The sequence below is a fragment of the Gimesia chilikensis genome, from assembly GCF_007744075.1.
Classification (GTDB): Bacteria; Planctomycetota; Planctomycetia; order Planctomycetales; family Planctomycetaceae; genus Gimesia; species Gimesia chilikensis_A.
Genome location: NZ_CP036266.1, coordinates 1,209,355 through 1,234,733, shown reverse-complemented (window position 1 = coordinate 1,234,733; position 25,379 = coordinate 1,209,355). Strand labels below are relative to the sequence as shown.

Genomic DNA, 25,379 nt, shown 5'->3' with positions numbered 1-25,379 from the left:
CTTAACCGATGAGTGCGACCCGTAAATCCATGACGTTGGTCTGTGTCGCTCCGGTCTTGATCAAGCCCCCGATTTGCGACAGGCAGGGATAGGCATTGTGCGTCTGCAGATAGTCGTCGACGTTCATCCCTAGCTCCTGCGCCTTCTTTTGGGTACGGGCATCAATGATTCCACCGGCCGCATCGGTCGGACCATCTTCACCATCGGTGCCCCCTGAAAGCAGACAGACGTCTGTCAAATCTTCTTCCCAGAGCCTTTGAAGTGCAGCCAGAACGACTTCCTGATTGCGTCCCCCTTTACCGGGACGCGGAGTGGAGGAAAGATCGACCACTGGCTCACCGCCACTCAAAATACAGGCAGGCCGCGTTACCGGTCCCTGACCACTGCGAATCTTCAGACAGAGTTCGGCCAGATCGATACCCACTTCTGAAGCAACCCCTTCATTCGTCGAACCCAGCGAGTAGACTTCATAACCCAGACTACGGGCCGCGTTCTCAGCAGCCGACAGGGCAGTCGCATTGCTGCCGATTATTTGGTTGATGACGTTTGCCTGTGGCTGTGCCCTGCGCGCTTCGGGTTCATCCTCGTTCGCGCGTAATACCTGCCAGACCGACTTCGGAACCAGGTTCAGATCCGTGGCATAATGTTCCAGAACCCAGATCGCTTCTTCCGGGGTTGCAGGGTCTGTTACAGTCGGTCCCGAGGCAATGATATCCAGCGGATCTCCCACGACATCAGAGATAATCAGTGCGATCACCGTCCCGGAGGTGGCAGCCTGCGCCAGACGGCCTCCTTTCACCTGGGAGATCTGTTTGCGGACACAGTTGAGTTCCTGAATCGTAGCTCCAGACGACATCAGCAGCCGCGTGACGGCCTGTTTGTCTTCCAGTGTCACCGGCGGAAGTGGAGCGGGCAACAATGCACTGCCGCCCCCCGAGATTAACACCAGGCAGAGATCATCCGGTTGAAGCTGAGAGATCATTTTCAGAATCTGCCGCGATCCATAGACGCCTTCCGGCGTAGGCTCATTCAGACTGGCAGGGCGTGCGGGATAGAGATTGATTTTGCTGAGTTTTCTGACACAGTCAGCGGGAACATTCACCCAGCCGCGACAACGTTCCAGCAGAGGAGAGCCGGCCAGAGCTGCTTCGACTCCGGCCGCCATCCCGGACCCCGCTTTACCGGCTCCCACGACAACCAGATTTTCGTGTCCTGCGAGTGGAAAGTTATGACCACAGATCGAGAGTTCCTGGTCCGAAACCTGGATCGCCTGGCGGACCAGGCACTGGGAATCAACGGCCCGGACACCGCTCTTCCAGATCTGCAGAGCACGTTTGGCGAGAGAGGTCATCTCAGACATGGCTACCTCATCAGGGTAAACAGGCGGGCAAGCTTATTGTATTTTCAGGGAGTGGCCGAATCTTGAGCAGGGTCTTCCACACTCGTATCCAGGGCACGAGCCAGTTCCTTTGCCAGCACGCGTCCTTGAACTTCCTGAGGCGGAACCCCCTCTTTGATCAGTTCCTCCCGGTACTTCCGGTTTTCCTGATCATACCAGAGCGGGTCGACTTTTGCCTGTGAGATGGAGGCGACTTTCCAGACTCCGGTCTGACTTTTTAAGAGATGAATGTCAGGCTTGATGGCATAGCCCTCTTTTTGAATCTGAATGCGAACCTGGGCTGCACCACCCTCGATTTTCACATCCAGTACCCGACAATCCAGCGGGGCCGTGCTGTCCTGAGATTCCTGTTTGAGCTGGTCGGCCAGATCGGCTTTATCAGGGGTCAGCAGAGCGCGAATTCGTGCCTGGTTGCCTGTTTCCAGGGCGGACACAAACTCAAGCGCAATCTGCCTTACCTGATAATGCTCATAAAAACGCTGGGCTCCCAGAATGATCAGATAGAGTCCTGAGACCACCAGCGCACTGATCAGAAACTTTTGGGAAAGAGGTCGGGAGACCATCAGGCGCCCGGACGGAGATGACTGTATGCAGTCAGAATTGCATAGAGATCTGCGGGAATTTTCACTTCGTCTTCTGAGAAATCAGAGACCCAGGTGCGGCGGTAATAGACTGCCTCAGCCAGAGCGTCAGCAATTTCACCAAAGCGAACATTCACCAGGCTTTCTGCCTGATCGAGAGTATCTTCTTCACCCGTGAATATACGAAGCCGATGTTGCATGGCGGATCCTTCCTATTTCGAACTCGCTGATGAATTGACCGACAGACTCCGCTCTCGGGCAGGGGAAACACCCCGCAGACAATCATCAAAACCATTGAGCTGAACAAACAAGAGACCGGGTTTGACCCGACCTCATAGTATTTATCGGCTTCAGCAATTTGGCTTCTTGAAAGAAAAAGTTCAGTTTTTTCTGAAAATAGCGGCTGTAAGATCTCGCCAGTTTCTCTAATTTGAAATCGGCAATGTAAGAATTACCAGACGATCGGCGATTTTCGCGCATTGAGACCGCCTGTAGAATATTGAAACAGCAAAGATTGCCGAGCGAAAATCAACGACCAGCGTTCAGTTGCCGGAATGTGGGGCAGTAAACCCAAGCAACTCCGGCAGTTCCTGCATGGATCGGAAGGTTTGTGCTCCCAATGCTTCGAGTTCGGCAGGTGAACTATGGTCGGCATAACCCAGTACCGGGATGCCCGCTGCGACCGCTGCCTGGACTCCCAGATGACTGTCTTCAATGACCACACAGTCTTCCGGACGGACGCCCATCTGGGAAGCTGCATACAGGTAAAGGTCCGGTTCGGGTTTCCAGACTCCCACCGTATAAGCCGAATAAATCCGGCCGTCAAAGAAGCGGGCCAGATCGGTGATTTTGAGCGTGAGTGCCATTTTTTCTTCGGGACCGTTTGAAGCGACGCACTTCTGTACGGGAATCGCTTCCAACGCTTCTCGAACTCCCAGGATCGGCTGGAGCTCGGACTGAAATACCACCGCCATTTGTGCCCTTACCTGAGTGGCAAAATCTGCCGGTAGCTTCTGTCCCATTTGTGATTCGACCACCGCTAGGCAATCCGCGAGCTTGCCCCCCTTGAACTGCTGCACCGCATCTTCAGGAGACAGCGGAAAACCAATGTCGGTAATCATCTCCGCCAGTACCCGGTTTCCCAGGGTTTCGCTGTCGACCAGTACACCGTCGCAATCAAAAATAACCGCTTGATACTTCATATCGCTGTTTCGAGACTCAATAAATAATCAGGGATTTGCGTCTGGCAGCTCAACATAAATTCCGTCTGCTTCAACAGTCACAGGATAAGTCGGATGGCAGAGCCGCTCATTCAGGCAATGCTGGCCGGTAGTCACATCGAATTGCCAGCCATGCCAGGGACAGGTCACCACCGTGCCCGTCAAAGCGCCCTCACCCAGTGGTCCCCCCGCGTGGGGACAGACACCGTCCATTGCATAATATTGATCATCAACGTGGAACAGGGCGATAATGCGATCTTCCGCCACAAACTCGGCAGCGGTCCCTTCCGGAACCTGATCTACATCGGCGATCCGCACTTTGTTTCCCATTCATCACTCCAGACTGATATTCGCGTTTCCGGGTTCACTGACGCCGGCTCTTCCTCAATCAGGTTGTAGTGGAGACGCGGGCGGGAATCAATTCAGGCGGCTCTTTTTTCCGCAATCGGCTCTGCCTGGCGTTTCTTTTTCTCACGCACACGTGGCTGACTCTTCCAGCGGCGATGGACCCAGAAATACTGTTCGGGTGATTTGCGGATTGCCTTTTCCAGCGACGAGGTAAACTGTTGCGTAAGTTCGCCAACCGGGTCTTTGGAGACACATTTGGTAGCGTCGATCAACTCTTCACAACCCATCTCAAATTTGATCCACTGATTCTGTTCGAAGTCATCAGGCAAACGGCGGGCATAACCCACACAGATATAGGCCCGGTACTCGAGTGCCAGCAGGGCAATCGACTTGAATGTCGAAGCCGGTTTGCCAAAGAAGTTCACAAACAGTCCCCGCTTGCCGGCATCCTGATCGCCCAGCAGCGCCAAATGGCCCCGTCGTTCGATCGTGGCGACCATGTCATCGTAACCACCACTTTTCGCCATCGCCCTGTGGCCGGTGTGCTGACGGAACTGCGCGAACCATTTATTCAGGTAAGGATTATCCAGTTCCCGTGCCACAACACCCATGGGAAAGCCAAACAGACCGAATACCGAGACTGCAATCTCCCAGTTACCATAATGACCACTGAGCAGAATCACCGGTCGCCCGGAACAGAGGGCGGTAATCAGTTCGGGGGGATAATCGAAGTCGAGTACATCAAAGATATTACCCCGGTGCAGTTTGCGAGGTAGTTGAATAATCTCGACGATCATACGAAACAGATGCGTCCACATCTGATAGATCGTCTCGTCGATTTCTTTTTCTGAAAGTTCTTCACCAAAGGCAGTCCGCAGGTTTTCAGCAGCGACATGATACCGGGTCATCTTACGCGGCAGACAACGGTGGATGACAAACGCCAGCCCTTTAGCCAGTTTCACCGACTCCCTGAGCGGTAATGATCGAACCACACAGACCAGGGTCTGAAATACCAGATATTCCAGTCGGTATCGCATCATGCGCCAATTAATCATGTCCGTATCCCTTTTCGCTTCCTGCTTCTTTGGCCAGACTGAGCCCCCACTCGGGCACAAAGCGGGGAAAGTGTCTTCGGAATACAAAAATTCGTCAACCCCCAATTGAGGATCCAGGGCCTGAACAGGCATACGGGAGCAGTAAAAAACCGGCTTGATTCCGATAACTTCTCCGATTTTTACTCGGATTTAAGTGGATGCCGCAGTAATATATAAGGAGAGAGCTCTGTATCGGGGCTCAGGTTCTACCTGTAAGTATCGCTTCACCGTACATTTCGTGTGTGACATGTCTGATCGATTTCACTGGCAATCCGTTTTGCGTTACCTGCTGACAGCAGGGGCGGTCTACGTATTGACGCTGACCTCGCTCTCGTCTGCCCACGCGACCTGCGGCGATTATCTACATCATGCAGGCTCTCCGGAACCAGCTAAGGTAGATACCGATCAGCTGACGCATGCCCAGCCTGTGCCGGCCCAGCAGCCCTGCTCCGGTCCCGAGTGCCAGAACCATCTGCCCGATCCGGCTCCTGAATCACCAGTTATCGTGTTAACGGTCTCAAAGCCCGCCTGTGCCTTCGCCCGGGTTGAGCTGAAATCAGGAGCGCCGCTGACCGCTGCCATTTTGGGTCAGAATCGGCACTACACGAATGCCTGCCGCACGCGCATTGATCGTCCTCCCCGCACTTCTGCTGTCTGAAACGCGATCGTCACAGGGACAATGTCTCTGTTGTGTTTCAGGGAATCTGCTTGCGCCGCTCCGCGTCTGATACAACAGACTCGCGACTGCGCGCTGCTGGAATTCTAAACTCAGCCGATTCCCCTCACAGACAGTTTGTGCAGGATTTCTTTTAACCATGGCTACCACTGATACGTCCGTGAATGAATCACGGCCCCGTCGCATCGTCCGCCGTGCCGTCGGACCAAAGTTGCGCAAAGTTTTATATCTGTTATTTTTCCTGGTTGCGCTGTTAGGGGCGAACTCGATCTACCTGGTCAGTATCACTACCTATGACTGGCTGAGTGGCGAGACTCTGGAAAACTGGTTCTATCAGTACATGTTTCTGGCGCACCTGATTCTGGGGCTGCTGCTCCTGGCGCCATTCATTCTGTTCGGCATTGTTCACATTTATAACACAAAAAATCGGCTCAACCGCCGCGCGGTACGCGTGGGGTACGGCCTGTTTATTATCTCCTGCCTGGTACTGATTTCCGGACTGCTGCTGCTACGTATCGGTTCCTTTGATTTAAAGAATCCCACTGCCCGATCCATCACGTATTGGTGCCACGTGATCGCTCCCATATTTGCGCTCTGGCTCTACTGGTTACACCGGCTGGTAGGTCCCAAGATTCGTTGGAAAGCCGGATTGTCTTATATGGGAGTGATTACGGCCATGGTCATCGGCATGCTGATGTTCCATTCCGCCGATCCCCGTAAATGGAATGTCGTCGGACCGGAATCGGGTGAGAAATACTTCTTCCCCTCCCTGGCCCGCACCTCCACGGGGGACTTCATCCCCTCCAAAGCACTGATGATGGATGACTACTGTAAGAAGTGTCATCCCGATACTCATAAAGACTGGTCTAAGAGCGTTCACCGTTTCAGTTCATTTAATAACCCGACCTACCTGGCCTCGGTACGCGAAACACGGAAGGTCGCATTCGAACGTGACGGCAACCTGCAGGCCTCCCGCTTCTGTGCGGGTTGCCACGATCCGGTTCCGTTCTTCAGTGGCGCCTTTGATGATCCGAACTTTGACGACATCAATCACATCACCGCCCAGGCCGGCATCACCTGCACGACCTGCCATGCGATTACGCACGTTAACAGTGTCCGCGGCAACAGTGACTACACGATCGAAGAACCGATCCATTACCCCTTCGCCTACAGCGACAATCCGTTCCTGCAATGGGTCAACAATCAGCTGGTCAAAGCGAAGCCGGAATTCCATAAGAAGACCTTCCTGAAAGACTTCCATAAATCGACCGAATTCTGTGGTACCTGTCACAAGGTGCATCTGCCCGAGGAACTCAATCAATACAAATTCCTGCGCGGACAGAACCATTATGATTCCTTCCTGCTGAGTGGGGTCTCCGGCCATGGAGCGCGGAGTTTCTATTATCCCCCCAAGGCACAGGAAAACTGCAACAAGTGCCACATGCCCGCGAAAGAGTCGAACGACTTCGGTGCCCGTCACTTCTACGGCGCGAAGGAACTCAGCGTGCACAACCACCTGTTCCCCGCCGCGAACACAGGTATCGCCGCCCTGCGGGGTGATCAGGAAACCGTGGCCGTCCATCAGGAATTCCTGAAAGACAACCTCCGCGTCGACTTCTTCGGCATCCGCGAGGAAGGCAGTATCGAAGGCAAGCTGACTGCACCACTGCGACCGGAAGTACCCACATTGAAACCGGGGCACAAGTATCTCCTGGAAACGGTGCTGCGTACATTGAAAGTCGGCCACCACTTCACCCAGGGAACAGCCGACTCCAACGAAATCTGGCTGGATGTCACCGTCAAAAGTGGCGACCGGATTATCGGCCGCAGCGGTTCCCAGGAAGCGGATGGCACCGTGGATCCCTGGTCGCATTTCGTGAATGCGTTTGTGATTGACCGAGAAGGCAATCGCATCGACCGGCGTAATGCCCAGGACATCTTCGTGGCCCTGTATAACAATCAGATGCCCCCCGGTGCCGGCCAGACCGTGCATTACGAACTCAACCTGCCCGACGACCTGACCGAACCGGTAACCGTCGAAGCGAAACTGCAGTATCGCAAATTCGATACGCATTACATGCAGTACGTCGCCTCTTCCCTGGAAGAGAAAGGACAGAAGCTCTCCTGGAAAGAACCGGGAGTACCTTATGTGAATACGCTGCCCATCACCACCATCGCCTCCGACACGATTACCTTCCCCGTGGAGGGTGTGGAAGCGAAAGTTGAAAACAAAAAAGTAGAGATCCCGGAATGGCAGCGCTGGAACGATTATGGCATCGGGCTGTTCCTCAAAGGAAAAGCCGAACTGCGTCAGGCCGCCGAGGCGTTCAGCCACGTTGATCAACTGGGCCGCTATGATGGTTCTCTGAACCTGGCGCGGGTCTACTTCCGCGAAGGACGACTGCAGGACGCCGTCGAGGCCCTGCAGAAAGCCTCGACCTTCACCGATCCCCCCGCCCCGCCGTGGACGCTCGCCTGGTTGAGCGGCAAGGTGAACCAGCAACAGGGACACCTGGAGGAAGCCGAGAAGAACTATCGCAGTGTCCTGGAAGACCAGACCGAAGAACGCACCAGTCGTGGCTTTGATTTCAGCAAAGATTACGTGGTCATCAACGACCTGGGACAAAACCTGTTCGATCAGGCCAAACGGTTCCGTACCGAAGCCAATCGGGATCAACGGGACCAGTTACTCAATCAGGCGGTGGACCAGTTCCAGAAAACATTGGTCCTCGATCCGGAAAACGTGACAGCGCACTACAACCTGTCGCTGATCTACGACCAGTTGGGAAAACAGGAACTGTCCGAGGAGCATCGTAAGCTGCACCTGAAGTATAAAGTGGACGATACCGCACGCGGTTTTGCCGAACGCAAGGCCCGTGAGAAGTACCCTGCAGCTAACCACGCTGCAGAACAACCTGTGATTTACTCGTTACATCGTAAGACTGAAACCAAACCGAATGCGACAGCCCTCAAGGACTGACGCCTGCGGTGACTGATAAACAGCTCAAGGATTTTCCCATGACAGATCAGAACAATACCGATCTGGAACTTGGTCCGAATCTCGAAGAAGAGACCGAACAGAACGACGAGTCGATCGGCCGCGCCTTCTGGTATTCACTCTCCGTGATGCTGGTCCTGGCGGTCATCGGCGGTACCGTCTTTCTGGTAAACCGGCTCAACGAACCGGAAACCGTGGTCAAGGAGACGCCACTCTCTCTGCCTGAAAAACGGGAAGTGGAAGAAATCATCCTTCCCAAGATTCCGTTTAAAGACATTACCGAGGAAGCAGGCATCGCTTTTGTCCACAACAATGGTGCTGCCGGCGAAAAACTGCTGCCGGAAACCATGGGGGGCGGTGCGGCCTTCTTTGACTATGATAACGACGGCGATCAGGACCTGCTGCTCGTTGGTTCTACCGACTGGCCCTGGACCGACTCTTCGAGGAAAGTAAAACCCGATGCATCATCGCTGGCACTCTACCAGAATGATGGCACAGGTAAATTCAAAGATGTCACTGAAGACATGGGGCTGGATATTTCGATGTATGGCATGGGCGTCGCCTGTGGAGACTATAACAACGATGGCCTGGTGGATCTGTTCGTCTCCTGCCTGGAATCCAACTATCTGTTTAAAAATGAAGGCAACCGATTTGTCGATGTGACGAGTCAGGCAGGTGTCGGCGGTCCCGATAAACTGTGGAGCACCAGTTGTGGCTGGTTTGACTATGACCGGGATGGCGACCTCGACCTGCTGGTCTGCAACTACGTTGACTGGACCCCCGCCTACGACCGCGCTCAGAACTTTACCCTGAAAGGGGGAATCCGCGCTTATGGTCGTCCCCAGAACTTTAACGGCGTAAATCCCCTGCTCTACGAGAACCTGGGGAACGGCACCTTTCGGGATCAGACTGACCAGGCGGGACTCAAAATCATTTCTCCCGGCACGGGAGTCCCACTGGCAAAATCTCTGGGCCTGCATTTCTATGATTTTGATCAGGATGGTTACCTGGATGTATTGATCACGAACGACACCGTCCAGAACCTGCTGTTTCACAATCAACAGGATGGCACCTTCAAAGAAATCGCTGCACTCTCGGGTGTCGCCTTTGATATGGACGGCAATGCCCGTGGTGCCATGGGCGTCGATATCGCAACCTTCCGCAATGACGAAACCCTCGGCATTGCCATCGGGAACTTCGCCAACGAAATGACGGCCCTCTACACTTCCCCCGGAAAAGAGATGCAGTTCATTGACGAAGCGGTCTCGAACGGTCTGGGACCACAAACCCGCATGGCACTCACGTTTGGTGTCTTCTTCTTCGATGCCGACCTGGATGGCAGGCTCGATCTATTCTCGGCCAACGGTCACCTGGAGGAAGACATCAACATCGTCCAGGAACGCCAGCATTATGAACAGTCACCACAGCTGTTCTGGAACTGCGGAGCACAACACGCCACGGAATTCCTGCCGCTGGGAGAAGCGCTCGTTGGTTCCGATTTTGTGAAACCACTGGTCGGTCGCGGTGCAACCTTTGCCGACATCGATGCAGACGGCGATCTGGATCTGCTCATTATGACCACTGGAAATAAGCCACGCCTGCTCCGTAATGAGCAGGCAACGGGCAATCACTGGGTTCGCTTCCGGTTGACCAGTGCGCCCGCTGGAGACCAGAAACCGAACCAGCTTGTCTCCAATCATGATGCTCTGGGAGCCGAAGTCAGAATTAAAACGAAGACAGGTACTCAGAGCCGTCTGCTGATGCCCACCCGGAGCTATATCTCACAAACGGAGCTGCCCGTTACGTTTGGGCTCGGCACGGAAACAGAAATTCAGTCCGTGAACATCCAATGGCCGTCTGGAAAAGTGACGACTCTGGAAAATCTCAAAGCGGACAAATTATACCAGATTTCTGAACAGGATGGTCTTGTTGACAAATAGCAACAAAGGTCTCTGATCCGTGCTCCTATTTTTCTGGACTTAGCGGATTTCAAATGGAAATCCTTGACATCTTCGCATCAACTTTGTTTGATATATAGGGTATCAAGGTGTGCACAAGAAGGTGCGAATTTGAAATTGTCCTTGAATTACTGAGACCGAATTTGGCATAATACGCATTCGGGTGATTAAAAAGTTTCCTTCCCCCACTGGCGGATGCATGACAAGAAGCATGCTTCGTCGGAATCGCCTGATGATAAACTCTGTTTCGTTCCGTGACGATCAGAGCCATCCGCCAGGTTAAACTGGCTATATTCCAACCTGATAAGAATTAAGTGCTCATACCCTGTTGCAAGCGTTTAGCCTCTGGCCCCGTGAGCCAATAACCGGACACAAATTATCCCCCCATTCGGAAATGGAGATGACCCAATGAGCTTCAAACAATCACGTCGTGACTTTTTACACGTTGGTTTTGCGGGTGGAATCGGGCTGACTCTACCTGAGTTTCTGCGTATTAAAAGCGCTCAGGCAGAACAAAAATATTATGAGACCAAGGAAGGCACAGCCAAATCTGTGATCTTCATTTATCTCCCAGGTGGTGCAGCACACCAGGAAACCTGGGATCCCAAACCTTACGCTCCCGTTGAATACCGTGGACCGATGGGTTCCATCGAAACCAACGTCGCAGGCGTTCGTTTCAATGAGAAACTGGCCAAGACTGCCAAAATCATGGATAAGCTGACCGTCTGCCGTTCCATGTCACACGGCGAAGCGGCTCACGAGCGCGGAACGCATAATATGTTCACCGGCTATCGTCCCAGCCCGGCTCTGCAGTTCCCCAGCATGGGAAGTGTCGTCACCCACGAGTTCGGTCCCCGGAACAGCATGCCTCAGTATGTCTGTATCCCGAATCAGCCGAACGAATTCGCCGGAACCGGATACCTCAGCTCTTCCTTCGCTCCTTTCAGCGTCGGAGCTGACCCCGCCTCCAATGGTTTCAAAGTGCGTGACCTGAACCTGCCCGGTGGTGTAGACGACAAGCGGTTCACCCGCCGTCGCTCTCTGCTGGACGCTGTCAACGATCACTTTGTTAGCAAAGAAAAAGCAGACTCTCTGGATGCCGTTGATACCTTTTACAAGCAGGCCTACGACATGGTCTCATCGAAAGCTTCACAGGAAGCCTTCGACCTCGACAAAGAAGATGCCAAAGTGCGTGACGCCTACGGCCGAAACCAGGCTGGTGCCCGCATGCTGCTGTCCCGTCGTCTGGTTGAAGCAGGTGCCCGCTTTGTGACCATGACCTATGGTGGCTGGGACATGCACGACCGGATTCAAACCGGAATCGAACGGAATCTGCCTTCCTTCGACCAGGCATTCTCGACACTGATCACAGACCTCTACGACCGCGGACTGCTGGACAGCACCCTGGTCTGCGTCTGCAGTGAATTTGGTCGTACTCCGAAAATCAATGGTACTGCCGGCCGCGACCACTGGCCAAAAGTATTCAGTCTGGTCATGGCTGGTGGCGGTATCAAAGGCGGTCAGGTTTATGGTTCGTCTGATGCCATTGCCAGTGAACCGGAAGACAAACCACTGTCCGTTATGGATTGGGCTTCCACCATTTACCACTGCATGGGGATTGTCTCAGACAAAGAACTGATGGCTCCCGGCGATCGTCCCATCGAAATCGTTGATGGCGGCAAAGTCGTCAAAGAGTTGCTCGTCTGAGAGCAATCTAACCGGAATTAAAAGAACAGTCTGTTAGCACGGGTCTGACCCGTGCTAACATTCTCGTTCCAGCGGAAATAAAAACTGATTCTCGAACATTCACATTCCAAGGGGGGAACCGTGATGCTGCAGAATTTCAAGTCTGTCTGCACCGGCATTTTGACACTCGCACTCAGCGTACTACTCGTAGACTCCGCCTGGGCCACAGATCCCAGTCTGAACTATGTCCGTCCTCGAGGGGGACAACGGGGTACCGAGTTGGAACTCACCTTCATTGGTGCCCGTCTCTCTGATGCAGTCGAAATTCTGTCCTACAAAAAAGGATTCGAATTCAAAGACATCAAAGCGAATCCCAAAAACGCGAACGTCTGCACCGCGATCGTCAAAATCGCCCCTGACTGTGCCCTGGGTGAGCATACCTTCCAGGTTCGCACGAAAACGGGTGTCTCCGAATACAAAACATTCTGGGTCGGACCGTTCCCCGAAATCGCCGAAAAAGAACCTAACAGCGAATTCGAAACGCCTCAGCCCATTGAAATGAACCACACCGTAAGTGGTGTCGTTCAGAATGAAGACGTTGATCACTATGTCGTCACAGCCAAAAAAGGCGATCGCATCTCTGCAGAAATCGAAGGTATTCGTCTGGCGACCACTCTGTTCGATCCCTACATCGCCATCCTGGACGAAAAACGTTTTGAGCTCAAAGCCGAAGACGATCTCCCCCTGCTGAGAAATGATGCCGCGGTCTCGGTAATTGCCCCCGCTGATGGCAAATACACGATCCTGGTTCGTGACAGTTCATACGGCGGAAACGGTGCTGCATTCTACCGTCTGCACGTCGGTACTTATCCTCGTCCGACAGCCGTTTATCCCGCTGGCGGACAACTGGGAACCAAACAGAAAGTCACCTTCAAAGGCAATACCGTCGATAACCTGGTTCAGGAATTCCAGCTCCCGGATAAGCCCGATGCTGAGTTCGAACTGTTCGCCAGCGATGCCGGGGGAACCGCTCCTTCCGGAAACGTATTCCGCCTGTTTCCTCATGGTAACTGCATGGAACAGGAGCCTAATAACGACTTTAAAACGGCATCTGCCGCAGCACTGCCCAATGCATTTAACGGGATCATCGAAACCGACGGCGATATCGATTACTTCAAATTTCAGGGCAAGAAAGACCAGACCCTGGAAATCGAATGCTACGCCCGTCGCATCCGTTCTCCACTGGATGCGGTTGTGAACCTGTATAACGCCAAATTCGGTCGCGTTGCCGGCAACGACGACTCACGTGGTCCCGACAGTTACTTCCGTTACAAGTTTCCCGCTGATGGAGATTACTACATCTCCATTACGGACCATCTTTCGCGCGGTGGAGCTGATTTTGTCTACCGCATCGAAATGTTGCCGGTTTCTCCGGGTCTTGAACTGGGTATTCCCCGCAACGCCCGTTACTCCCAAGAGCGACAGCAGATTGTAGTCCCCCGGGGCAACCGCTTTGCAGCAGTCATCAGTGCCAGCCGTTCTAACTTTGGTGGCGAAATCGCTCTCGATTCTTCGAACTTCCCTAAGGGAGTTAAAGTAGTCGCCGAACCAATGGCAGCAAATCTGACAACAATGCCCGTGGTATTCGAGGCAGCCGCAGATGCTCCTGTTGAAGGAGAACTCATTGAACTCAAGGGACATCATGTTGATCCCAAGCAGAATATCTCGGGGGTCTTCACCAACCGGGCCGACCTGGTTCGCGTGCGGAACAACCAGCTGTTGTGGATGAAAGACGTCGCCCAGATACCAGTCGCGGTTGTCGAGGAAGTTCCTTTCAAACTCGATATCGTTGAACCTAAAGCCCCGCTGGCACGCAACGGCTCATTGCAACTTAAAGTTGTCGCTACTCGAAAAGAAGGTTTCGACGAAGCGATCACCCTGCAATTCCCCTTCCGTCCACCGGGAGTGGGTGCTTCCAGCCGGGTTACGATCCCCAAGGGCAAAAATGAAGCCTTCTATCCCATCAACGCTAACAGCAAAGCCGAGATTAAAAAATGGAAGGTCTTCGTTATTGGCTCTGCCAACGTGGGTGGCAATGCCTGGGTTTCCTCACAGCTGGCAAATCTGGAAGTGGCAGATTCCTATGTTGACCTGGATCTGGCACGTACAGCCGTCGAACAGGGTAAAGAGACTGAGATCATCTGTAAGGTTGACCTCAAGACTCCCTTCGATGGAGATGCCAAAGTCAAACTGGTCGGTCTGCCTCCGAAAGTGACCACAGAAGACATCACTTTCAACAAAGAGAGCAAGGAGCTGATCTTCAAAGTGAAAACGGATCCGGCTTCTCCCCAGGGACGACATAAGAGCCTGTTCTGTCAGGTCGAAGTTCCTGTGAACGGCGAAACCGTCGTACATACCGCCGGCCGCACCGAGCTGCGGATTGACAAGCCGCTTCCTCCGAAGAAAGACGAACCGGCGAAACCCAAAACTGTAGCGAAAAAAGAAGAACCCAAAAAGGAAGAACCCAAGCGTTTGACTCGACTGGAGCAGCTCCGTCTCGAGGCTAAAAAACGACTGGAAGAAGGTACCAAGTAGTCTTCAACTTCAATCGCTCAAACTCTGAATCAGATTCAGAGAATTATGTTTATATCACCTTGATCAACTAAGTCCTGTTGACCAGAAAAGGTTTTCGATTATGTGGCGTCATCAAACAATCACTCGCAGTTTTCTTGCCCTGGCCTTCCTGGTGGGTGGAATCTCTCTCGCAACTGCTGCAGACAAAACGGAACCGGTCAAAGCAGAGCCTCCCAAGCCTGCTGAAGCAAAACCGACTCCGGCTCCAGCACCGAAAGCTGAGGCAGCCAAGCCCGCAGAAACCAAGCCAGCGGAACCAAAGCCGGCCCCCGCGCAGCCTGCCGCTCCTAAACCGGCTCCCCCCAAACCAGCCCCCAAGATGGTTCAACTGAATGTTTATCCTCAGGATATCCAGCTGACAACCAGCCGGGACCGGCAGTCGGTGATTGGACAGGCAGTTTATGACAACGGTCTGACCGAAGACGTCACTACGAAACTTCAGTTCAAGCCAGCCCAAGAAGGCATCGTGCGTATCGAAAACAATATGATTTACCCGGCCGGCGATGGTGAGACCGATGTAGTCGCCAGCTTCGGCGGTGCGAGCGTCAAGCTGCACTCCAAGGTTACTAAAGCAAAAGAAGATCGTCCCATCAGTTTCACACTGGACGTTATGCCTACATTCATGCGGGCGGGCTGTAACACTGGTAGTTGCCACGGTGCAGCTCGCGGTAAAGACGGCTTCCGCCTCTCACTGTTCGGCTTTGACCCCAAGGGAGACTATCATCGTTTAACCCGTGAACTCAGCGGTCGTCGAATTAACCTGAGTATGCCTCAGGAAAGCCTGCTGCTTGAAAAAGCCATCGGCGCTGTCCCTCACACCGGTGGTAAACTCTACGAAAAAGACTCGGAATATTATAACGCGTCTTTACGCTGGCTGCAGGCAGGTGCTCCTTACGACGCGGGCGCAATCCCCACCGTTGATAAGGTTGAAATCTATCCCAAAGGTGGGGTAATGGACGGGAAAGGCACCACACAGCAGGTGTCCGTTCTGGCCTACTATTCTGATGGTACGACCCGTGACGTAACGACTCTGTCAGCCTTCTCATCCAACAACGATAACTCAGCCACCATTACCAAAGATGGTAAGATCACCGCAAGCAATCGGGGCGAAGCCTTCATTATGGCCCGCTTCGACACACACACCGTCGGATCTCACTTTGTAGTACTCCCCAAGGGCCTGGACTTCGAATGGCCCAATGTTCCGGAATACAACTATGTAGATACCCTGATTCATAACAAGCTGAAAAAGCTGCGGGTTATCCCCTCTGAAGTCTGTTCCGATGCAGAATTTCTGCGTCGTGCCAGCCTCGATATCTGCGGCGTGATGCCCACCATTGAAGAATTCAACACTTTCGTCGCTGACAAAGATCCCAAGAAACGGGAGAAACTGGTTGACCAGTTACTCAACCGTAAAGAGTTTGTCGAGATGTGGGTGATGAAGTGGTCTGAGCTTTTGCAGATCCGCACAGTCAATAACCGCATCAGTTACAAGTCAGCATTGCTGTATTACAACTGGCTGCAGGAACGGATCGCCAGCAACGTGCCCCTCGATAAGATGGTGCAGGAACTGCTCGGTTCGACCGGCGGTACCTTTGCTAATGCTGCGACCAACTATTACGAAAATGAACGTGACACTCTCAAAGTTGCTGAAAACGTGGCCCAGGTATTCATGGGCATGCGGATTCAATGTGCCCAGTGTCACAATCATCCCTTCGACCGCTGGACGATGGATGATTACTACAGCTTTGCTGCCTTCTTCTCCCAGGTCGGGCGCAAAGGCAGTGAAGACCCCCGCGAATCCATTATTTACAACCGGGGCAGCGGCGAAGTCCGCCACATGGTCGACAACCGTGTCATGCAGCCCAAATTCCTGGGTGGTGCACAGCCTGAAGTCAAAGGCAAAGACCGTCGCGTCGTGCTGGCCAGCTGGCTGGCATCCAATGAAAATCCTTACTTCGCAACGAATCTGAGTAACATCGTCTGGGCACACTTCTTCGGTAAAGGCATTATCAATGAAGTGGATGACGTCCGCATCAGTAACCCTCCGGTTAACCCGGAACTGCTGGATGAACTCGCCAAACGGTTCACTGATTATAATTACGACTTCAAGAAGCTGGTTCGCGATATCTGTACTTCGAGAACTTACCAGCTTGCCACACAGACCAATCCATCTAATGAAAACGATCTGACAAACTTCTCACACGCACATCCACGTCGTCTGCGTGCTGAAGTTCTGCTGGACTGCATTTCCCAGGTCACGAGTGCCCCCAATAAATTCCGCGGCTTACCGCTGGGAGCTCGGGCGGTGCAGATCGCCGACGGAAACACAACCAACTACTTCCTGACCACCTTTGGTCGCGCCAAGCGTGACACTGTCTGTTCATGTGAAGTCCGGATGGAACCCAGTCTGTCACAGGCACTCCACCTGCTCAACGGCGATACCGTCAACAGTAAGATCGTGCAGGGTAAATTTGTAGAATCCCGAATCAAAGCCGGCAAGAAGCCACTGGAAATTGTGGATGAAATGTATATTTCCTGCCTGACACGTAAACCGACCGACAAGGAATACTCCACCCTGGTTCAGGTCCTGGATGAAAACAAAAAAGACGAACAGAACGCGTTGAATGACATTTTCTGGTCATTGTTGAATTCGCGTGAATTCATCTTTAATCACTAAACCCCTCCCGCTTCCAGACTGAGACCTTTAAGCCCGATTTATTATATGGCTGAAATTATGAAAAACTTAATTACTGCAAACCGGTGCCGCCAGATCTGTAACACTCTGCTTGCAGCTGGATTGACTGTCTCCCTGATGTCATCTCCCCTGTCTGCGGAAGACAAAAAGAAGGATGACAAGGACAAGAAGCCGAAAGTCACCTATGACGAACACATCAAACCGATTTTTCGGGCGAAGTGTTTTGCCTGTCATAATACCGACAAGAAAGCTTCCGGCCTGGACCTGACCAACTACACCGGTCTGATGCAGGGTGGTGCCGCAGGTGAATCAATTGCGCCCGGCGATGCCGAAGGCAGTTACCTGTATATGCTGGTCACCCACGATTCCGAACCCTTCATGCCTCCCAAATCGGACAAGCTTCCCGATAAAGAGCTGGCATTGATTCAGGAATGGATCAACATCGGTGCTCCGGAAAACGCCGGGAGTAAGGTCAGCATCAAGAAACCAAAGTTTGATTTTTCATTGCAGGGTGCATCTTCCGGAAAACCGGATGGACCGCCTCCCATGCCGCCACACTTGAACCTGGACCCGGTCGTGCACAGCAGCCTGCCTACCGCCATCACGGCTATGGCCACCAACCCCTGGTCCCCCCTGGCCGCTGTTGCCGGTCAGAAACAGGTTCTGCTCTATAACACCAAAACCCTGGAACTTCTGGGGGTACTCCCCTTCCCCGAAGGCGTACCTCATGTCCTGAAATTCAGCCGGAACGGCAGTCTCTTACTGGCCGGCGGCGGACATGCTGCTGCCAGTGGCCGCGTTGTGGTCTGGGATGTCAAAACCGGAAAGCGTCTCTTTGAAGTAGGCGACGAACTGGACGCTGTGCTCTGTGCTGACATCAGCTCCGATCAGCGTTTTATCGCCCTGGGCAGCCCCAGCAAAGTCATTCGCGTTTATTCCACCAGCACAGGTGAACTCGCTTACGAAATCCGTAAACACACCGACTGGATGACCTCGCTGGCCTTCAGCCCCGATTCCGTCCTGCTCTGTTCCGGAGACCGGAACGGTGGCGCGTTCGTCTGGGAAGCAGCTACGGGAAATGAATATCTGACACTCAAGGGACATAAAGGTGGAATCACCGGGATCACCTGGCGATCCGACTCCAACCTGGTCGCCACCAGTAGTGAAGATCAGTCCGTCAAACTCTGGGAAGTTCAAAACGGGAATAACATTAAATCCTGGAACGCCCATGGTGGCGGAACTTCCAGTGTGGAATTCGCCCGCGACGGACGTCTGGTTACCACCGGCCGAGATAAAGTAACCAAACTCTGGGATCAGGCCGGAAAGCAGCTGCGTGCCTTCCCCGCTTTCGGAGATATCGGCGTCTGTGTCACGATCTGTGATGAAACCAACCAGGTCATCTCTTCTGACTGGACTGGTAAGATCAAAGTCTGGAACGCTGCCGATGGAAAAGAAATTGGTGAATTGACAGCCAATCCTCTTCCCTTATCCGAGCGACTGTCGAAAGCCACAGCCAGCCTCAGTGCAGCGCAAGCCAATCATCAGAAGCTGGCAGCGGCCGCCCAGGCAGACCAGGCTGCAGTGACTAAGATTAATGCAGACATCGCTGCTTCTCAAAAACAGCAGACCGATCTGCAGAATCAGTTAAACAGCCTGAATGGCAATCTGGCAGCCGCCCAGAAAGCTCTGGCAGGTGCACAGGCCGGTGCGACTGCTTCCACAAACAAGATTACCGAAATTGGAAAACCACTGCCGGCTATCAAGGAAGCACATGCAAAGGCTGATGCTGTGAGCAAACAGGCTGCTGGCGACAAAGAGCTTGCCGAAGCTGCTGCCAAATTGAAAGCGGCCGTCGATAATCGCACCGCAGCCATCGCAGCCGAGCAGAAAACGCTGGCTACGCACCAGGCAGCTGTCAAAGATAATCAGCAGAAGGTTGCTCAGTACACGCCGCAAATCAAACAGACAACAGATGCGCTGAATGCGGCCAAAGCCAAAGTAGTCGCCCTGCAGAATTCATTGAAACCGGCGACTGATAAAGCGACCGCTTCTCAGAATGCAGCGAACTCCGCTGCCAGTGCTTTGGCTGCTGCTCAGAATGAAGTCAAACACTGGCAGGCAGAAATCGAGTTCTCCAAGAAACTCAATAACGCCCAGGCCAGTGCTGCCAAGTAAAATCCGGATTTGATCCCAGCCCTTCAATCCAGAGGTTGAAGGGCTTTTTTTACGTCAGTCCGATTGGAACTCCCTCACAGCTTCTGTTATTTTGGTCAGTCGATAACATAGTGACTGAACTTCCAGCAGAACACGAGGAGCATCCCGGTATGGCTCAAAGTAATTCCCGATTCGCGGTTATAGCCGCCCTGACAGGAAACGCACTGATCACGATTGCCAAAGGAACAACGTTTCTGATCACCGGTTCGGGAGCCATGCTGTCCGAGACAATTCACTCAGTGGCTGACTTTCTGAATCAGTTACTGCTGCTCATCGGTCTGGTTCGTGCTGACCGGATGCCAGACCGTCGTTATGAGTATGGCTACGCGGGTGAACGGTATGTCTGGGCATTGATTTCCGCAGTCGGGATTTTTTTCCTGGGCTGTGGCGTGACGGTGTACCACGGTGTGCAGTCGCTGTTTCATCCACCAGAACTCGACTTTGGCGAAATGAAATGGGCCATCGCGGCGCTTCTGTTTGCCCTGGTCATCGACGGTGTCGTTTTCTTTCTCGCACTCAAGACGGAATGGAAAAACGCTCAGAAGGAGAAAAAGGCGTTTCATCAGTACCTGCGCAAGGAAGCAGACCCGGCCTCCGTCGCCGTCATTCTCGAAGATGGTGCTGCCTGCCTGGGGGTGATGATCGCACTGATTTCAATCCTGCTTGCCAAGATGACCGGATCCCCCTACTGGGATGCCATCGGCTCTATCGGAATTGGTGTTCTGCTGGGAGGGATTGCCGTCTGGTTGATTATCCGGAACCAGGAACTGCTGGTCGGTCCCAGTATCCCACCAGAGACGAGAGAACAGGTACAACGCATCCTGAAGAACAATCCGCTGATTGACGATGTGCTGGACCTGCGATCCAGAATCCTCTCAATCGATAACTACCGCATTAAGGTCGACCTGAGTTTTGATCCCGAAGAATTGTCGAAACGTCTGAAAAAGAAAGCACTTGCCGCCTATCCTCAAATTCAGAGCGAACAGGACTTCGAGGAGTTTTGTCAGAAGTATACACGGGATATCCTCGATACCCTGGCTGAGGAAATCGATAAGATCGAAGCGGAAATCCAGCGACAGGTCCCTGAGGCCAAACACCTCGATCTGGAAGCCAATTAAGCAGCCCGCCTCCCGTTCGTGACGGAACGAAGCCAGTAAATCGCGTTTTGTCGGCAGCGAAGAAGAAAAACCTCCGTTTTCGGGCGATTTCATCCCTCGGCCTGAGTCCCAAGCCTGTGATCAGTTTCAGAGGCGCCTATAATAGGTCAGTGTTACCCCTTTTTTCGTCTGAATTTTTGTTTGAGTATTGATTGATGTCTGAGCGTGTTGTCCTGGCGATGAGTGGTGGAGTTGACAGCTCCGCAGCCGCCCATCTTTTACTGGAACAGGGTTATGAGGTGATCGGTCTGTTCATGCGGTCCGGTGCCACCGAAGAGACGGCCTGCGCGATCGAGGATCCCCATAGTCTTCCCGTTCTGAACACGAAAGCACACAAGCAGGGCTGCTGTTCCGCCAGTGATGCTGCAGATGCCCGCCGGGTAGCTGATATGCTCGACATTCCGTTTCATGCGCTGAACTTCAAAGATGCGTTTGGGCGCATCAAAGATTACTTCGCTGATGAATACCTGGCCGGCCGCACTCCCAATCCATGTGTAATGTGCAACAACTGGCTCAAGTTTGGCAAACTCTGGGAATTCGCAGAATCAGTGGGCGCTTCCTACATTTCGACCGGGCATTATGCACAGTTGAAGTCTGTCCCGGGAGAAGAACATCCGGCCCTGGTGCGCGGTCTTGACCGCTCTAAGGACCAGTCCTACGTTCTGTTCGGTATCAATCGTGATCTGCTCGACAAAATCATCTTTCCCGTAGGTGGCTTCGTCAAACCGGAAATCCGGGAGATGGCAGGTGAAGCGGGCTTGAGGACAGCCAATAAGCCTGACAGTCAGGAAATTTGTTTCATTCCCGACAACGATTATTTCGGCTTCCTGAACCGGTACCGTGGCAAGCAGGAAACGGCAGGCGAAATGGTTGACACCGCGGGGAACGTCGTCGGCCAGCATACCGGCTATGAAAATTATACCATTGGTCAGCGGAAGCGATTGGGCGTCGCCTTTGGTTCGCCCCGTTATGTCATCAAAATCGAGCCTGAGACAAAACGAGTCGTAATCGGTACGCGCGACGACCTGGCTCGGAAATCATTGGAAGCCAATCGCAGTAACTGGCTGATTGACAGTCCCGGTTCCGAGCTCCGCTGTCAGGCCCAGATTCGTTATCAGCATAAAGAAGCTGAATGCACGGTACAGATTCTGGATGAAGAACGGTTTCGGGTCACCTTCGATAACCCGGAATACGGTGTCGCCCCGGGTCAGGCGGTTGTGCTGTATGATGCAGACCGCGTGATTGGTGGCGGCTGGATCATGTAACCCGGATCAGGCAGCGGCTTCCGCTTCCATCCGCTCACGGTTCTGCCGCTTTTTCTTCCGGCTGCTGGAATGTTCGTCGGAATCTTCCATGCTGACTGAATCAGCGGCTTCTTCCCGATTGGAAATCCAGGTCAGCAGGGCCGGTAGGGTTACCAGTGAAATGAACAGACAGCAGCCTACACCAATCACCAATACCAGACCGACGCTGTAAAGCCCACGGTGCGTGGCCACCATCATACTGCCGAAACCGATCATCGAAGTCAGTGAGGTCATCACAATTGCGTTGATCGTACTGGGAGATGTTTTATAGGGCCCCTGTTTCATCCGGAAATCATGGACCACGTGCACGCCGTCATCGACGCCGATGCCGAGAATCAGGGGCAGCACGATCAGGTTGGCCGGATTCAGGTCGATTGAAGTCATCGCCAGAATCCCGAACATGACCAGGCCACCGACGACCGGGGGAATCATGGTCAACAGCATATGCAGCACACTGCTGCGTTCCAGCACAAAGGCCACACTGAAGCACATAATCAGAAACATGCCGATGGCAGCTTCAACACTGACCGGCGTCCCACGGTTATAGAGAATGAACCAGGTACAGAGAGCCAGAATCGCCGGAGGCACCAGCGCCATTGTTGCATGACGACGGCTCAGATAATCGATCAGTAAAACGACACAGATGACTGCCAGAGCGTAAATCGAAGCGGTCTTATAACTGACTTTGATCTGTTGAGCCGCTTCGTAATTCTGCAGCGGGGTTCCCGTCACATCCGGATCGACAGAGCGTACCTCTTTAACAAACTCCTCCAGCGGTTCGATTTCCCAAATGTGATCGCGGGGATAAATCTGGATCAGCCATTTTCCTTCGGGACTCACGAAGCGTGAAGTCAACGAACGGGGTAGATCGGAAAAACGGACCGGCGAAGAATCGGAAGCACCACGGATGGCGCGGAACTGACCGAGCAGTGACGCAGTAGTCCGGTACTGAAATTCATCCAGGAAGCGGGACTGCTGGGCTAGCGTCAAAGATTCAAAGCGGTTGAGAAACTGATCCAGCATGCGGGCAGTCTGCTGCGCTGTTGGACTCTGGTAGTTTGAGAGTAACACATAAAACTGTTCGAGTTTCCGTCCGATCGTCGAAGGATTGAGACGATTCACGGGAGGCACATTATTTGGCAGTCGTGACAGCTGTGCCCGATACGACTGCACCAGTAGATTGGTTTCCTGCGAAGAATGTGCAGGGACGCGTGAGGCCAGTTCCTCCACATGATGCACGGAGGGCAGAGCCTCGAACTTCTTACGCAGCTCTCGAGCCTCTTCCGGACTATTCGCTACGGAGACCGCGAAGAGCAGCGAGTTCTGAGCATCATTGAAAATCCGCTTCTGGACTTCGACAGACTCCAGTCCCGCTGCCTGCAGGTTCAACAGGTTGTAGTCATAAACAACACGCGATTCCCATCCCTGATCCGATTTTTGAACCAGCTGGCTGGCACAGAATGCCACCAGGGCCAGGGAGCTTAACGCTACCATGCGGGGAAACCGCGTAATCATTTTCTGTAACCACTTTCCCTGGAAGGGAGTGGGCATCTGTTTGACTTCTACATTTTTATCTGCCTGTGAAAGCAGTGCCGGCAGCACCAGGAAGGTGGCGATAGCACATAAGATAATTCCACCACCGCCAATGAAACCGAGTTCCGCGATTCCCAGGAAGGGAGTCAGTCCGGCACAGTAGAAGGCCAGAGCGGTCGTCACAGCAGCAGCCACAATCCCGGTCCCCACTGTGCGCGATGTTTTGAGCAGAGCCGGTTCCAGATCTTCCCCTTTATGTCGCAATTCAATATAGCGGGCGAGGTAATGGATACCAAAATCGATCCCCAGCCCGATCAGAATCACGGCAAAGGAAACCGAGAGAATATTCAGATGACCGATGGTGAGCGTCGTATAACCGAAGGCCCAGGCCATCCCTGCTGCCAGCATGAGCAGAGTCAGCAGGGGATGACGGATACCACGAAAACCGAAAAACAGCAGCAGTCCCACGCCGAAACAGGAAATGATCGATGCATTGATCATATCGGACTGCGACTTACGCATTTCGTCATTTTCCAGAACCGGAATTCCAGTCAGACTGATTTTGGCTTCCGGATTCTCAGCAGCGACTTCGCCGATAATGGTCCGCATCTGTTCGATAGCCTGCGTGGCGCCGTCAAAGCCTGCTTCCTTATGCACAGGAAAGACCTTGAGAAAGCCCATCGTGCCGGATTCATTCAACAGGTAAATGATTTCACGGGACCGTTCGCGCATCCGTTCGTTCACAGCGACAATCGAAGGCCAGGGAGACTGAAAGTCATTCTGGTCTGACAGGTAGCGTGCCATGCTGGATGTCAGAATCGCAGCGTGGGTAAACAGAGGCTCAAGGGACTGATCGCGTTCGGTGCCTCGATAGCTGGCAGACCGGGATTGGATCTGGTAACGCAGGCGATCATACAGCAGATCGACCTGGGTCAGATCCCAGCGCCCATTGCGGTAAATCGGACCGTATTCATCCAGCCGATTCAGACCAGCCTGCAGCTGTCGCGGTGTTAAATATTGCAGTCCTTTAGAAGGTAAATCGCCTGGGTTAATCTGATAGAGCGGATTCTCAAACAGTTCAGGATGCTGCTCGATTCGCTGCCCCAGCGTCCGCAGGACAAATTTAATCGATTCGGGATTCTCTGCTTCGACGACACAGACCAGATCCGATGAACTGCCGAAACTCTCGGTGTAATTCATCCATTTCTGATGGAAGGCTGCCGTCGGATCGATCAGATCAGCCCGGTCGGTTTTAAATTCCAACCTGAAGACGGTCAGCAGGATACAGCCGACTGACACAACCAGGGCCAAAGCCAGACTGAGCCGGGCGTGCGTCACCACAAACTGGGTTGTCGCAGCCAGCGCCTCGCCGAGGAATGAGCGTTCCTGATTTTCAGGGGAGAGATTATCCACAGAACACTTCCGTGTGCACTTAAGTCGATCTCTCGTTCGATCTAAACAACCGGGCAGAAGTGAAGGGATCGATTAATTGAGAGCGTTGATCGTATTATGAAGCTATCGATTTTACAGCAATCTCCGTATTGCCGACAACCTGAATATATCCTGATTTGAGGTTGTAAGTTAATAGATAACCAAACTTTAATCCCATCAGGATTTCGGGTCGCAATAATGTGGATCAGGGAGGGACCTCCCGGTTTGAACACGATATTTTGCCCGATAACAGGAAGTTCATCGGCAATCTGGTCTTTCAAAGATCAACATTCTCGGCGAATCCGAGGCTTCCCGGCTGATTTTTTCACAAGATCTGGAAACCCAGAAAAAGAAACAAAAAGCGCAAGTCTAATTAAAATGGTGAATTAGCTGCGGTCTCTTGAATCTGGGGAGCAGGCTTATCGGCATTTTGCTGAATCCCACTTGACCC

General features: G+C 53.1%; 16 protein-coding genes. 9 read left to right on the top strand and 7 right to left on the bottom strand.

What is annotated here, in order from left to right; all coding sequences use genetic code 11:
- Nucleotide 1: 1 nt before the first annotated feature.
- The 6 genes from HG66A1_RS04855 to HG66A1_RS04830 all read right to left on the bottom strand — a co-directional run bounded on the left by HG66A1_RS04855 (nucleotide 2) and on the right by HG66A1_RS04830 (nucleotide 4,603).
- Nucleotides 2–1,360, bottom strand: a complete 1,359-nt coding sequence (locus tag HG66A1_RS04855) for a glycerate kinase (protein ID WP_145181110.1) — start codon at nucleotides 1,358–1,360, stop codon at nucleotides 2–4.
- A gap of 44 nt (nucleotides 1,361–1,404) precedes the next feature.
- Nucleotides 1,405–1,962 carry a hypothetical protein gene (locus tag HG66A1_RS04850; RefSeq protein WP_145181109.1) on the bottom strand — a complete coding sequence of 186 codons (558 nt, stop codon included), beginning with the start codon at nucleotides 1,960–1,962 and terminating at the stop codon, nucleotides 1,405–1,407.
- The gene (locus tag HG66A1_RS04845) at nucleotides 1,962–2,180 is read right to left on the bottom strand and encodes a hypothetical protein (protein WP_145037101.1); all 219 of its coding nucleotides are present in this window, start codon (nucleotides 2,178–2,180) and stop codon (nucleotides 1,962–1,964) included. Before HG66A1_RS04845 ends, HG66A1_RS04850 begins: the two co-directional genes overlap by 1 nt.
- 342 nt (nucleotides 2,181–2,522) lie before the next feature.
- On the bottom strand, nucleotides 2,523–3,182 hold the full coding sequence (locus HG66A1_RS04840; RefSeq protein ID WP_145181108.1) for an HAD family hydrolase: 660 nt from the start codon (nucleotides 3,180–3,182) through the stop codon (nucleotides 2,523–2,525).
- 27 nt (nucleotides 3,183–3,209) lie between these two features.
- A complete protein-coding gene (locus HG66A1_RS04835; protein ID WP_145037096.1) occupies nucleotides 3,210–3,530 on the bottom strand; it encodes a Rieske (2Fe-2S) protein in 321 nt (106 codons plus the stop codon).
- A gap of 92 nt (nucleotides 3,531–3,622) precedes the next feature.
- Entirely contained in the window at nucleotides 3,623–4,603 is a 981-nt protein-coding gene (locus tag HG66A1_RS04830; protein WP_145037094.1) for a lysophospholipid acyltransferase family protein, read from the bottom strand.
- Between the two features lie 286 nt (nucleotides 4,604–4,889).
- Here HG66A1_RS04830 and HG66A1_RS04825 point away from each other — a divergent pair, with 286 nt between their 5' ends.
- From HG66A1_RS04825 to mnmA, 9 genes are all read left to right on the top strand, one after another.
- Nucleotides 4,890–5,300 (top strand): hypothetical protein, encoded by a 411-nt coding sequence (locus HG66A1_RS04825; protein ID WP_145181107.1) that lies wholly within the window; start codon nucleotides 4,890–4,892, stop codon nucleotides 5,298–5,300.
- A gap of 157 nt (nucleotides 5,301–5,457) precedes the next feature.
- Entirely contained in the window at nucleotides 5,458–8,298 is a 2,841-nt protein-coding gene (locus HG66A1_RS04820; protein ID WP_145181106.1) for a tetratricopeptide repeat protein, read from the top strand.
- 38 nt (nucleotides 8,299–8,336) lie between these two features.
- Entirely contained in the window at nucleotides 8,337–10,256 is a 1,920-nt protein-coding gene (locus tag HG66A1_RS04815) for a CRTAC1 family protein (RefSeq protein WP_145181105.1), read from the top strand.
- Nucleotides 10,257–10,682: 426 nt separating this feature from the next.
- A complete protein-coding gene (locus tag HG66A1_RS04810; RefSeq protein WP_145181104.1) occupies nucleotides 10,683–11,981 on the top strand; it encodes a DUF1501 domain-containing protein in 1,299 nt (432 codons plus the stop codon).
- A gap of 123 nt (nucleotides 11,982–12,104) precedes the next feature.
- Nucleotides 12,105–14,555, top strand: coding sequence for a PPC domain-containing protein (locus HG66A1_RS04805; RefSeq protein ID WP_145181103.1), 2,451 nt, complete (start codon nucleotides 12,105–12,107; stop codon nucleotides 14,553–14,555).
- Nucleotides 14,556–14,655: 100 nt separating this feature from the next.
- The gene (locus HG66A1_RS04800; RefSeq protein WP_145181102.1) at nucleotides 14,656–17,271 is read left to right on the top strand and encodes a DUF1549 and DUF1553 domain-containing protein; all 2,616 of its coding nucleotides are present in this window, start codon (nucleotides 14,656–14,658) and stop codon (nucleotides 17,269–17,271) included.
- 135 nt (nucleotides 17,272–17,406) lie between these two features.
- Nucleotides 17,407–19,464 carry a c-type cytochrome domain-containing protein gene (locus HG66A1_RS04795; RefSeq protein ID WP_197996983.1) on the top strand — a complete coding sequence of 686 codons (2,058 nt, stop codon included), beginning with the start codon at nucleotides 17,407–17,409 and terminating at the stop codon, nucleotides 19,462–19,464.
- A gap of 149 nt (nucleotides 19,465–19,613) precedes the next feature.
- Complete coding sequence (locus tag HG66A1_RS04790) at nucleotides 19,614–20,621, top strand: cation diffusion facilitator family transporter (protein ID WP_145181100.1); 1,008 nt, start codon at nucleotides 19,614–19,616, stop codon at nucleotides 20,619–20,621.
- 194 nt (nucleotides 20,622–20,815) lie between these two features.
- Nucleotides 20,816–21,925 carry a tRNA 2-thiouridine(34) synthase MnmA gene (gene mnmA / locus HG66A1_RS04785; RefSeq protein WP_145181099.1) on the top strand — a complete coding sequence of 370 codons (1,110 nt, stop codon included), beginning with the start codon at nucleotides 20,816–20,818 and terminating at the stop codon, nucleotides 21,923–21,925.
- Nucleotides 21,926–21,931: 6 nt separating this feature from the next.
- On the opposite strand, the gene HG66A1_RS04780 is transcribed toward mnmA, so the two are convergent.
- Nucleotides 21,932–24,910 (bottom strand): MMPL family transporter, encoded by a 2,979-nt coding sequence (locus HG66A1_RS04780; RefSeq protein WP_145181098.1) that lies wholly within the window; start codon nucleotides 24,908–24,910, stop codon nucleotides 21,932–21,934.
- Nucleotides 24,911–25,379 lie beyond the last annotated feature (469 nt).

What these genes read in the sequence shown, in the direction of transcription:
- HG66A1_RS04805 (WP_145181103.1), top strand. Translation starts at nt 12,105, where the DNA reads ATGCTGCAGAATTTCAAGTCTGTCTGCACCGGCATTTTGACACTCGCA.
- HG66A1_RS04790 (WP_145181100.1), top strand. Translation starts at nt 19,614, where the DNA reads ATGGCTCAAAGTAATTCCCGATTCGCGGTTATAGCCGCCCTGACAGGA.
- HG66A1_RS04835 (WP_145037096.1), bottom strand. Translation starts at nt 3,530, where the DNA reads ATGGGAAACAAAGTGCGGATCGCCGATGTAGATCAGGTTCCGGAAGGG.
- HG66A1_RS04810 (WP_145181104.1), top strand. Translation starts at nt 10,683, where the DNA reads ATGAGCTTCAAACAATCACGTCGTGACTTTTTACACGTTGGTTTTGCG.
- HG66A1_RS04845 (WP_145037101.1), bottom strand. Translation starts at nt 2,180, where the DNA reads ATGCAACATCGGCTTCGTATATTCACGGGTGAAGAAGATACTCTCGAT.
- HG66A1_RS04820 (WP_145181106.1), top strand. Translation starts at nt 5,458, where the DNA reads ATGGCTACCACTGATACGTCCGTGAATGAATCACGGCCCCGTCGCATC.
- HG66A1_RS04830 (WP_145037094.1), bottom strand. Translation starts at nt 4,603, where the DNA reads ATGATTAATTGGCGCATGATGCGATACCGACTGGAATATCTGGTATTT.
- mnmA (WP_145181099.1), top strand. Translation starts at nt 20,816, where the DNA reads ATGTCTGAGCGTGTTGTCCTGGCGATGAGTGGTGGAGTTGACAGCTCC.
- HG66A1_RS04850 (WP_145181109.1), bottom strand. Translation starts at nt 1,962, where the DNA reads ATGGTCTCCCGACCTCTTTCCCAAAAGTTTCTGATCAGTGCGCTGGTG.
- HG66A1_RS04855 (WP_145181110.1), bottom strand. Translation starts at nt 1,360, where the DNA reads ATGTCTGAGATGACCTCTCTCGCCAAACGTGCTCTGCAGATCTGGAAG.
- HG66A1_RS04800 (WP_145181102.1), top strand. Translation starts at nt 14,656, where the DNA reads ATGTGGCGTCATCAAACAATCACTCGCAGTTTTCTTGCCCTGGCCTTC.
- HG66A1_RS04825 (WP_145181107.1), top strand. Translation starts at nt 4,890, where the DNA reads ATGTCTGATCGATTTCACTGGCAATCCGTTTTGCGTTACCTGCTGACA.
- HG66A1_RS04840 (WP_145181108.1), bottom strand. Translation starts at nt 3,182, where the DNA reads ATGAAGTATCAAGCGGTTATTTTTGATTGCGACGGTGTACTGGTCGAC.
- HG66A1_RS04795 (WP_197996983.1), top strand. Translation starts at nt 17,407, where the DNA reads ATGTCATCTCCCCTGTCTGCGGAAGACAAAAAGAAGGATGACAAGGAC.
- HG66A1_RS04815 (WP_145181105.1), top strand. Translation starts at nt 8,337, where the DNA reads ATGACAGATCAGAACAATACCGATCTGGAACTTGGTCCGAATCTCGAA.